Raw genomic sequence first — 10,725 nt, 5'->3', positions numbered from 1 at the left:
GGTCTTGTCTATGTGTTGCATTATTTTTTCAAATTGGTATAAACTATGGTTCGACTGCTATATACCAATTCTGTGATTAATTCGACAGTAACAATTGCAGGACTGATGGGAGTGATGTTTTTGCGCTTGCTACAGTGCATTTGAAAAATTTTAAGTATGAGGGAATCCAGGAGTTACGCAAAAATAACGTAATTTACTCATTACAAGCGATATCGCACTAACTTGCTTCCCTACACTGCGTTTCCATCGCAATGATAATACTGATATTCCTAATAACCGCACCTTTACGGACGGACAACACTACTATTGCAAAGATTAAAACGTCTTAACATTTCGTTACACTAAAGACATCGAGAGAAAAGCAAACCTCTCGCAGTTGATATTAAAGGTGAACGACATGAATGGCACAATTCGCGTTGGTAATCTGTTCGGAATTCCCTTCTACATCCATCCATCGTGGTTTTTAGTTCTAGGTTTGGTAACTTGGAGCTATAGCAGTGGACTGGCGGCGCAATTTCCCCAATTATCTGGGGGATTAGCTTTGGTATTGGGATTGATGACAGCGCTGATGTTGTTCGCCTCTGTCGTCGCCCATGAACTCGGACACAGTTTTGTTGCTATCCGTCAGGGAATTGATGTCAAATCCATCACATTGTTTATATTTGGTGGTTTGGCAAGTTTAGAAAAAGAATCGAAAACTCCAGGTGGAGCTTTTTGGGTGGCGATCGCTGGCCCACTAGTTAGCTTACTACTCTTCGGTATCGTCACAGCAATTGGTGTTACTACCTCTGTATCGGGGCCGCTAGCTGCAATTCTCGGTGTTTTGGCTGCTGTTAATTTGGCATTAGCGCTGTTCAATTTAATTCCTGGCTTGCCTTTGGATGGTGGTAATATCCTCAAAGCTATTGTTTGGAAAATCACAGGCAATCCTTATAAAGGTGTAACTTTTGCCAGTGCAGTTGGTCAAATCTTTGGTTGGGTAGCAGTTCTTTCCGGTATACTTCCCCTACTATTATTCGGTAGTTTTGCTAACTTCTGGAACTTGTTAGTTGGTTTCTTCTTGTTGCAAAATGCTGGGAATGCGGCTCAATTTGCCAGAGTCCAAGAAAAACTCACAGGTTTAACTGCTGAAGATGCTGTAACTGCTGATAGCCCGATTGTATCTGCTAATTCCACCTTAAGAGAGTTTGCTGATGAAGCGCTTGTAAGCGGACAAAATTGGCATCGGTTTTTAGTGACTGATGATGAAGGACAATTAGTAGGTGCGATCGCAACTGATAATTTACGAACCATTCCTACAGCACTGTGGTCAGAAACTCAAGTTAAACAAGTAATGCGACCAATTGCAGAATCAACCACAGTCCAATCACATCAACCTCTAGTAGAAGTTATCCAACTACTGGAACAACAAAAAATCTCTGTGCTTCCTGTAATTCGTGAAAATGGTGTGCTGGTGGGAATCTTAGAAAAATCTGCAATTATCCGACTGTTGCAAAGCGAAACCCAACCTAACCCTGCATAGTCTTGTTTAAAAAAACATTCTCTCTTCAACCTCCCTCAGAAATTCTGAGGGACTTTTTTTGTGAATTGTATGGCAATTTTGACTTTGATATCACAAGGAACTATTTACTTGGTAAAAAGTCTACAAAAATCACAAAAAACAATTCCCTAAAGAATTTTTTTGGCAATTGCAAAGTAGATAATTTCAAAAATTAAAGGATTTTCTCCGAGATATCAAATATATTCCGAGCAAAGATAGACCCACTATTGTTGTAGGTTCTGGTATTGTTTTAATTCTGGCATAAACAGATGTTGTAGTTGTACCTCCTTCAAGTGCTTGAATACTGAACTGAGGAACATCTGGATTAAAGCCGATGAGTTCAAGTGTGTATTTATCACCTGCAAAGGTGAAAGTTTTGTAACTTAAGTTCGTGTCTAGAAATACAAAATCCGCATTTGCTTCCGGCGGGTTTGTTGCGATATTCGGTGTATTTACCAAACGAAAGTCGAAGTCAAAAGCTTGGTTGATTCCCACGGGAGAACTGAGGGATAGATTGAGATTTAAAGGTACAAATTCCACGCTTGTGCCTTTGAGTACTGTTTCGTTAAAGTACTTCAACTCCCCTATTTTAAATGCAGAGTCAGTGTTTCCTGAAAAAGAACTTCCATCAAAAATCAGTTTATTTGGAAGTGTTGATGGTGCAGAAGCTTCACCCCAAGTAAATGTATTGGTTCCCACACCTGTAAACGTGGGGTTGGTATCAAGGCTTCCTGGAGTTGGTACTCCCCATGTACCGTTGGAAATACCAGAAAAAGAAAAAGCTTGTGCTTGACCAGAAAAGCCGAACGCTGTGGTCGCAGTCACAAAAAAACTAGATACGGCAGTTGCAACAACTAAACTTTGCTTCATAAATTTAGGTTTCAATTCTCACCCTGGAGCTGCTCTCAAGTAAGTCTCCAGTCTACCGTAGTAAATTTACGCAAAATGTGCCAATATCTTTTTGTAGTTTTCATGAAGTGTTTATATGTTTTTTTTTGAATCTTGTTGAGTAATTTATATTTATCAAACCTACTTTATGGATTTTGCAAATATTTGTTTACTTTCTGATTTCCATCGCATACCTTATAACCAAAAACCAAATTCACTATAATAGCACTTATCAATTTAATATCAAGTTAGCATGAGATTTAATAATAACAGAGGAGCAAAAAATTCATAATTTTGAATTACGAATATTCTGCTCCTAATTTTGGAATTCTCAATTTGTGAATTAACTTAGGGACTTCCAACTAAAAAAATATTCCGTAGAAGACTGTTCACAGTTAACAGTCAACAGTCAACACTTTAACCGGAATAATTTATTTTTTGGAGTTCACTTATGGCGCAAGGGCATTACCGCGAAGTAAGCTAGCAATAGTTTTGGCGGTAATTTTTAATTGGGTGATGGGATTAGCCGGAACAACGGTTTTATAAAGATAGCTATCAAATGTTAGCCGCTGTACATCCAGGTCATCGCACATTTCCACAAAGGCTTCGCGGGTGGCGTCGGAACGGTAGAAGACGGTTTGTAGAATGTCCAGGACTTTGTAAGTGAGTCCGTATTTTTTATCCCAACGCTTCAAGTAAATCTTGAGGTCATCTTCTGTGGGAATGCGGTTTCCATTGTTAGATACCTCGACAATGGTTTCGGCACACATCCGCCCAGATTTAGCAGCAAAATAAATACCTTCGCCAGAAGACTTGGTAACGTAACCAGCAGCATCTCCCACTAAAGCGATGCGACCGACAACACGACGGGGACGGGGATGTTCGGGAATGGGGTGGGCTTCTACTTTGATGATTTTACCGCCTGCTAGTTTCTCAGAAGCACGGGCGCGAATACCAGCTTGTAACTGTTTGATGCTGGCTTTGTTAACGTGCATTGTGCCAGTACCGACAGCTACGTGGTCATATTTGGGGAAAACCCAAGCGTAGAAGTCTGTGGAAACATCATTGCCGACATACATTTCCGCCAGGTCGTTGTAGTATGCCATTTTGTCTTCGGGTAGGCGAATTCGCTCTTGGAAAGCGATCGCATAATTATAATCCCCGGCACCCATTTCTTTGGCAACCCGCGAATTTGCCCCATCAGCGCCAATAATCAAATCCACTTTCAGGGTTTTGGCAACACCTTCTGCACCAGTTTCCGTATGGTCAACGTAATGGATGGTGTAGGGTTCGGTATTGTTTGCTGGTATATCGAGTTTATGAACAGTGGCATTAATTAAATTTGCACCTAGTTTTGCCGCACGATTCCGCAAAAAGCCATCTAGGACTTCCCGGCGGCACATTCCTATGTATTCTTCTTCATTTACCAAATTGATATCAACTTCGCGGTTGGAAGGGGAAATCATTTTCATCTTCCGCACGCGGCGATCGATAATCTCTGGTGGTAAGTCAAATTCATCCACCATACACAGGGGAATAGCGCCCCCACAAGGCTTTGCATTGTCTAGCTTCCGCTCAAACAGGTAGGTTTCAATCCCAGATGAAGCCAATGTTTGGGCGGCAGAAGAACCAGCAGGGCCTGACCCAATAACAGCAACCCGTAGTGTCAAAGGTCTTTCTCCCAATCTTCACATTTACCGAGAGCATACTACCACGGTCTTTCGGCTGATTTGCCGCTTTACCTCCAGGTTTTGACTGAAATGCAATATTCCTTAACTTTTTGATACAAAAAGCGAAATTGTTAATCCAAAATTTGCTTTAGGGAACTCCAAAAAATCAAAACAGCCGTTTGAAGTTGCTCAATGATGAACAACAGTTGCTTAAAATCGCCAGAACTGATCAACGCACTTGTAGACTATTGGCTGCAAACGCTGGAATATTTATTTTTGAAGTTCCTGACCTAAAAGCGATAAGTAAAACAACCGGACTAATGCTAATCGTTGTAAGGTTGTGGGTCAAGAATCTCTATTTCGCTAGGTGATACTTCCCTAATTCCACCAGTTGGATACAAGTCTTCTGAATTGAGAATTTCAACAATTATTTTAGAACCTTGACTACCTAATTGATATCCACCAAAAACTGCATATTCACCTGTAGCCTTGATTTTCAAAATCAACTTGTAAACTTGCCCAGAAGGACTAATAGCTTTGTACTCTCCACCTAACATTCGTTTCTCCTGATTCAAACAATCTTTCCCTAATCGGGTCAATAATCTCTATTTCACTCAGCGATACTAGTCTATCTCCACCTGTTAGATATAAGTCTTTGGGATTTGGATTCAGAATTTTAGCCCTGATTTTAGAACCTTTACTATCCAATAGATGTCCGCCAAAAACTGCATATTCACCTGTACTTTTAATTCTAAAAATTAAATCATCAACTTCTGCTAAAGGTCTAACAGCTTTGTCATTTTCACTCTCTAGCTGCTTTTGCTTTTTTAAAAGCTCTCTGAGCAAAATTACAGCTTGCTTATTATCTTTTGGTAGAAACTTAGGCAACCAATATGAAGCTTTATTTACTGACTCAGGGTTTTCTGATAATTTGTGAGAAAGGATAGCTATAACTCGACGGAAGCCAAGACGTGGGAGTAAATACTTTAGCCAAAGTTCTATGTCACTAGCATTTGCTTTCTCTAGTCCTTGGTCAAACAAAAGCTCAAAGTATCTTTTGTTCTTGAGTACGGCATTAGCTAACTTGAGACCTATGACAAAATTTCGAGCTAAAATGGCGTTTATCTCATCGAACTGAGCTTCTTCCCCTAAACTCATCAGCCTCCGTTGTAAAGCCTTATAATCTTCAAAATTTATATCAGTCATAAATCGGTTAGTCATATTTTTTGTAGATTGATATTTGATGACGTTTTCGATCCGACTTAAGTAAATGCTGATGTCACTTGCAATGTTTTATTTATCCTTGCATAGACTATTGTGTCTTAATCACGATTTCAAGCTTTTAAAGCTACCAGCCTCAAAAAATTCTTCGGGTAAGCCTGCATTGTTCATAAACTCAGGAGAAGGCTGATAATGTCCTGACTCGTTAGTCCACTTACGAAGAATGCCTCTGTTATTGCGTCCTGAAAAGTAGATTTGACCAGCGTATTTTACATCCCTTCCCATTGCTAAATCTATATGACCAATTCGTTTATCTCCAACCGTCGTACTAACTCTATGAATGAACACTATTCCTTCTAAAGTAACAACAAAATTATAGACTCCTGATGCAGTGCGTTCTTCTCCTTTCGATCTTACCTCTCGCCACTTTCCTTGCTTGAAAACAAGCCGCGATCTTTGGATGGTTCTTGGCAAATCTTTGGGAAACAGGTTAGGGAACTTTTTCAATCCCCAGGCTCCTCACAGTTTGATATCCTTTAATATCCTAATTTAATCAAAACATGTCTTTTAAACCCATTCCTTCTAAAGATGAGAAACGCTTTTGAGAGCGTTAACCGTCAACAGTCAATAGTAAGTGCTTTCATCACATCGCCTTTTAGGGATTGGATCATGGTAGGTGTGCTACTGAGTTTAGTTTTCTCGATTGCACCAGGACTTATCAGAGCTAAATCTTATTCATCCAAAAATAATTATGTATGGTATATGTAAGACACAGTAACCCTAGCAAGGAACTGTAGATTTAGTTGCAGAGGTACAGCGGCAGTGGGCATTGTAGTTGAGAACGTCTCCAAACAATTCGGGAGTTTCAAGGCAGTAGATCAAGTCAGTTTGGAAATTAAGAGTGGTTCGCTAGTTGCGTTGCTTGGGCCATCGGGATCTGGTAAATCTACTCTGTTGCGGTTAATAGCAGGTTTAGAAATGCCAGATAGTGGGAAAATCCTGCTAACCGGCAAGGATGCGACATATCAAACTGTGCAAGAGCGAAATATTGGATTTGTTTTTCAGCATTATGCTTTATTCAAGCATTTGACTGTGAGGCAGAATATTGCTTTTGGTTTAGAAATTCGCAAAGCCAACCCGAAGAAGATTAAAGGGCGTGTAGAACAGTTACTAGAATTAGTACAATTAACTGGATTAGGCGATCGCTATCCATCACAACTGTCTGGGGGTCAAAGACAACGGGTAGCCTTAGCTAGGTCACTGGCTGTAGAACCGGAAGTTTTATTACTGGATGAACCCTTCGGCGCACTTGACGCTAAAGTCCGCAAAGATTTACGGGCGTGGTTACGCAACCTCCACGATGAAGTACACGTTACCACGGTTTTTGTGACCCACGACCAAGAGGAAGCAATGGAAGTCTCCGATGAAGTTGTGGTGATGAATAAAGGGCGAGTGGAACAGGTGGGAACACCAGCAGAAATTTATGATAATCCTGCCACTGCATTTGTAATGAGCTTCATCGGCCCGGTCAACGTATTGCCTAGCAATTCCAGGATTTTTCAAAGTAGTGGATTTGATACACTCCATCCCCAAGTATTTTTGCGTCCCCAAGACGTGATTTTAGAAACCACTGCTAACGGTGCTACTACACCTGCTATAGTAAGTCGCTTGATACATTTGGGTTGGGAAATTCAGGTAGAATTAACTTGCGATGACGGGCAAGTAGTGACGGCGCATTTAACACGCGATCGCTATAATCAATTACAGTTAGAGCCAAAACAGCGGGTATATGTAAAGCCAAAGGATGCCAAGTCCTTTCCAGTGTCTTATTCAATTTAGAATTTCGCCAGTTTGTTATAGCAGTCAATAGGAAATAGGCAATAGGCAACAGGCTTGCGAAAGTCTCTTGGTGTTGGGATTTTATATCATGTCCGGTTGAAGACTTATCATTAGGACTGACGCGGCGAAGTGGGGACGCTCTTACGCGGAGTATTTTTTTGATAAGTGATTAGGCGGACATAATATTACGAACAGTTTCAACTGCCATAACGCTCAAAATCCCAGGCTAATAGCTGAATTTCACGGTTATTCTGGCAATACGATTCTGATAATCAGTATGAACTTCCCTTGTGGTCTGGGAAAAGGTTAAGGGGTAAGGGGATTTGGATGTATTTGAAACCTTTCCCCTTTGCCCTTTTCCCGACTTATGCAAGAAGTCTAATAATAGGGGGTAACATTTCCAAAACTGTAATACTTAAATCTGGAAATTCTAGGGGTGAAATAGTCGCATTTTCTTCTAAAGTCACTTCACTTTGATAGCCATCTTGAGTTGGTTCTCGAAAAACGCGCAATTGACGGCTAACCACATCTAACACCCAATAATCTATAATTCCCGCTTGAGAATATGCTTTAGCTTTAGTTTCACAGTCTAATTTCAGACTGCTATCTGCTACTTCAATAATTAGATAAACTTCTTTTGGGGTGGGATGATGGTCTGCGTAGTCTAGGGGATCTACTTTCACTACAGCAATATCCGGTTCTGGTTCAGAACGTTCATTTAACTTTACTGGGTCTTGAACACATATAAAAGCCCGATTCCTTAAACTATTTTGCAGCAATCTATCTGTTCTATTCACTGCTGACCGATGAGCTGTTCCTTTCGCAATCATCCAAATTATTTTTCCTTCCAGAAGTTCCACGCGTTCATCTGCACCAAAAATCCCAGCCTCAGCCATCCGGTGGTATTCTTCAACTGTCCACAGGCGAAGTTTCAATGTCGATTCTGTGTTTTGCATAGCTTGTTTTGCAACTGTGAAGAGTAATTAGTATATTAGCATTTTTAATTTGACAAAATAATAATAGTATGCTTATTTAACAGGAGTTAGAATACAGAATACTTCATCCATAAATCGAGGCACAGAGAACGCAGAGGAAACAGAGGAATAAAAGTTTGAAAAGTTTTTTTCGTAAATTCTACCATCCTTAACTTGGCTATAAAAAGCTTCTGAATTCAGAATTCTGAATTCTTACTGTTCTAAAATTTGAATTTCATCAAGTTGATTAATCACCACATCTGCACCTTTAACGTTATCTAAATTACCCACCCAAGTGATTCCAATGCAGCCTGCGGCTTTGGCATCACGCGCCATTTGCATATCACCAACGGAATCACCCACCATCAACGTAGCGCTTGGTTGGACTCCTAAAGCTTGACAAGCTTGCAAAAATAAAACTGGGTCTGGTTTACTCGGCCCTTCATCAACTCCCATTTCTAGCTGGATATAATCACTTAATTGGTGATGAGCTACGAACTGTTTTACTTCATCATTTGTTGCTGCTGAGAGTATACCAAGTTTGATACCAGCTTCGTGTAGATATTTTAATATTTCCAAACTGCCCACAAACAGAGGTGAAGGAGTTTGTCCAACGTATTTTTCTGCTTCATCTAAAGCTTGACGAGCTATTTTTAAAGATTCAAACCATCCCTTTCCAGTTTCAGCAATGTAGGCCGCAGTAGCAATTTCTGTTTCCCGGCGACTCGCCACTGACACTATACCTGCTGGGTCAAGGATATTGCCATTGACCCCAAATGCCATTAATAGTGGTTCCCCTATACCGGGAAATTGAGCATCTATCAATCTCGCTGCCTTTTGTGCGAGCGATCGCAAGAACGTTTCTGAGTCTTCTAGAGTACCATTCTTGTCAAACAAAATCGCTTGAACATTATAAAAAGTGACGTTTCTACATTTAATAGCGATCAAAATATTTCACCCCACTTAGTTTATTTAAAAGTTAAGAGTTAGGAGGTAGGAGTTAGGAATTAGGATTGATCTGAATTCAAAAATATAGCATTGTACAAACAAGGCATGAAATTCATGTATTGAAATTTGAAACTTCTTGCCTCTCAATTCACATTAGACATGAGCTATCATAACTCATACCTCCTAACTCCTAACTCCTAACTCCTAACTCCTAACTCCTAACTCATACCTCCTAACTCCTAACTCCTAACTCCTAACTTTCACCCATTCCTCACATAAAAAAAGAGGGAAAAACCCTCTTTTAACAAAGCTTTGATACTCTTAATTCAAGATAGTAAGAATATAAATCTATTATTCTTCGATCGCTGCGGGAATTTCGTCTTCTGTTGCTGCGGGAATTTCGTCTTCAATAGCTGGAGGAATCTCGTCTTCGAGTTCAGTTGCTGGTGGAATTTCTTCCTCTGCTACAACTTCCACAGCTCCACCAGAACCAGCAGTACTACCTTGCTGCTTAGCTAGCAGTTGTTCGCGATACTTAGCAGCCATTTCTTCTGCTTTATCGTAAACCAAATCCCGGTTTTTAATCATATCACCAGGTTCCGGTTCTAACTGCTTGGTAGATAGAGAAATCCGACCTCTTTCTGCATCCAAATCAATGATCATAACTTTCACTTCATCATTGACATTAAACACACTATGAGGTGTATCTATATGTTCGTGAGAAATCTCAGAAATGTGTAGTAGACCGCTAACGCCGCCGATGTCAATGAAAGCACCGTAGGGTTTGATGCCGCGAACTGTACCAATTACTACTTCGCCCACTTCTAGGCGGTTCATCTTGCGCTCAACTAACGCCCGACGGTGGGATAGAACTAGGCGGTTGCGTTCTTCATCTACCTCTAGGAATTTTAATGGTAGTTCTTCCCCTACCAATTCTTCTTTAGGTTTGCGGGTGCTGATGTGGGAACCAGGTATAAAACCACGTAATCCCTCAATTCTTACCAACGCACCACCGCGATTTGTGGCAAATACGCCAGAACGAACGGTAGCGTCTTCTGCTTGCAGCTGGCGCACGCGTTCCCAAGCCCGCATATATTCAATACGGCGAATGGAAAGAGTTAACTGACCATCTTCATTTTCATCGGTGAGGATGAAAAATTCCCGCGTTTCATTTGACTGTAAAACTTCTTCCGGGGCATCGACCCGGTTAATAGACATTTCCTGTATGGGTATGTATGCTGCTGTTTTAGCACCAATGTCAATCAGAGCGCCGCGCGGCTCTATACTGAAAACGGTTCCTGGTACAATATCTCCAGGGCTAAAATGGTAGTCGTATTTGTCAAGTAGAGCAGCGAAATCTTCGTGAGTAAATCCAATTTCTGTAGCGGTTAAATTCTGATTGACCATGCTGATTTAGTTCCTGGTTTTAGTCTCCGTAAAGGTTGTGTCACAAACGCGATGGTACATGCAACCGTCTTTGGGCAGTCCACACTTAACATCCTTTTTCATCCTAGCGCAGAAAAGCTAGTGTTAACACATATCAACTCCCAAGATTGGAAATTATATCACAATATTCAAACGATTGGGGAGTGGGGATTGATGGTTATCTGTGTGATTAGACTTCTAAGAGAAGTCGGGAAAAGGG

Annotated in this window: 10 protein-coding genes; 2 read left to right on the top strand and 8 right to left on the bottom strand. The window is 40.7% G+C overall.

Annotated features, from left to right (window positions below; genetic code table 11):
- Positions 1-397: 397 nt before the first annotated feature.
- Positions 398-1,522 (top strand): site-2 protease family protein, encoded by a 1,125-nt coding sequence (locus GNE10_RS25205; RefSeq protein WP_185567676.1) that lies wholly within the window; start codon positions 398-400, stop codon positions 1,520-1,522.
- A 183-nt stretch (positions 1,523-1,705) separates the two neighbouring features.
- Here the strand turns inward: GNE10_RS25205 and GNE10_RS25200 are convergent, their stop codons facing one another.
- From GNE10_RS25200 to GNE10_RS25180, 5 genes are all read right to left on the bottom strand, one after another.
- On the bottom strand, positions 1,706-2,410 hold the full coding sequence (locus GNE10_RS25200) for a choice-of-anchor K domain-containing protein (protein WP_185567675.1): 705 nt from the start codon (positions 2,408-2,410) through the stop codon (positions 1,706-1,708).
- A 467-nt stretch (positions 2,411-2,877) separates the two neighbouring features.
- Positions 2,878-4,098 carry a geranylgeranyl reductase gene (gene chlP, locus GNE10_RS25195; RefSeq protein WP_185567674.1) on the bottom strand — a complete coding sequence of 407 codons (1,221 nt, stop codon included), beginning with the start codon at positions 4,096-4,098 and terminating at the stop codon, positions 2,878-2,880.
- Between the two features lie 323 nt (positions 4,099-4,421).
- The gene (locus tag GNE10_RS25190; RefSeq protein WP_185567665.1) at positions 4,422-4,655 is read right to left on the bottom strand and encodes a hypothetical protein; all 234 of its coding nucleotides are present in this window, start codon (positions 4,653-4,655) and stop codon (positions 4,422-4,424) included.
- A complete protein-coding gene (locus tag GNE10_RS25185) occupies positions 4,627-5,319 on the bottom strand; it encodes a hypothetical protein (RefSeq protein WP_185567663.1) in 693 nt (230 codons plus the stop codon). Before GNE10_RS25185 ends, GNE10_RS25190 begins: the two co-directional genes overlap by 29 nt.
- A gap of 105 nt (positions 5,320-5,424) precedes the next feature.
- Positions 5,425-5,826: a hypothetical protein gene (locus GNE10_RS25180; RefSeq protein ID WP_185567661.1), complete on the bottom strand. Its 402-nt coding sequence runs from the start codon at positions 5,824-5,826 to the stop codon at positions 5,425-5,427.
- Between the two features lie 315 nt (positions 5,827-6,141).
- Here GNE10_RS25180 and GNE10_RS25175 point away from each other — a divergent pair, with 315 nt between their 5' ends.
- The gene (locus GNE10_RS25175; RefSeq protein ID WP_099070792.1) at positions 6,142-7,158 is read left to right on the top strand and encodes a sulfate/molybdate ABC transporter ATP-binding protein; all 1,017 of its coding nucleotides are present in this window, start codon (positions 6,142-6,144) and stop codon (positions 7,156-7,158) included.
- Positions 7,159-7,523: 365 nt separating this feature from the next.
- Here GNE10_RS25175 and GNE10_RS25170 read toward each other — a convergent pair whose 3' ends face one another.
- The 3 genes from GNE10_RS25170 to GNE10_RS25160 form a co-directional block, all read right to left on the bottom strand.
- Complete coding sequence (locus GNE10_RS25170; RefSeq protein ID WP_185567659.1) at positions 7,524-8,114, bottom strand: Uma2 family endonuclease; 591 nt, start codon at positions 8,112-8,114, stop codon at positions 7,524-7,526.
- Between the two features lie 231 nt (positions 8,115-8,345).
- On the bottom strand, positions 8,346-9,080 hold the full coding sequence (locus GNE10_RS25165; RefSeq protein ID WP_099070790.1) for an HAD family hydrolase: 735 nt from the start codon (positions 9,078-9,080) through the stop codon (positions 8,346-8,348).
- A gap of 351 nt (positions 9,081-9,431) precedes the next feature.
- Complete coding sequence (locus GNE10_RS25160; RefSeq protein WP_185567657.1) at positions 9,432-10,487, bottom strand: 30S ribosomal protein S1; 1,056 nt, start codon at positions 10,485-10,487, stop codon at positions 9,432-9,434.
- Positions 10,488-10,725 lie beyond the last annotated feature (238 nt).

This window comes from Nostoc sp. 2RC (genome assembly GCF_014222165.1).
Taxonomy (GTDB): Bacteria; Cyanobacteriota; Cyanobacteriia; order Cyanobacteriales; family Nostocaceae; genus Nostoc; species Nostoc linckia.
The sequence above is the reverse complement of the archived record's forward strand: the minus strand, read 5'-3'. Positions and strand labels throughout refer to the sequence as shown.

What these genes read in the sequence shown, in the direction of transcription:
- GNE10_RS25185 (WP_185567663.1), bottom strand. Translation starts at nt 5,319, where the DNA reads ATGACTAACCGATTTATGACTGATATAAATTTTGAAGATTATAAGGCT.
- GNE10_RS25160 (WP_185567657.1), bottom strand. Translation starts at nt 10,487, where the DNA reads ATGGTCAATCAGAATTTAACCGCTACAGAAATTGGATTTACTCACGAA.
- GNE10_RS25190 (WP_185567665.1), bottom strand. Translation starts at nt 4,655, where the DNA reads ATGTTAGGTGGAGAGTACAAAGCTATTAGTCCTTCTGGGCAAGTTTAC.
- GNE10_RS25200 (WP_185567675.1), bottom strand. Translation starts at nt 2,410, where the DNA reads ATGAAGCAAAGTTTAGTTGTTGCAACTGCCGTATCTAGTTTTTTTGTG.
- GNE10_RS25205 (WP_185567676.1), top strand. Translation starts at nt 398, where the DNA reads ATGAATGGCACAATTCGCGTTGGTAATCTGTTCGGAATTCCCTTCTAC.
- GNE10_RS25170 (WP_185567659.1), bottom strand. Translation starts at nt 8,114, where the DNA reads ATGCAAAACACAGAATCGACATTGAAACTTCGCCTGTGGACAGTTGAA.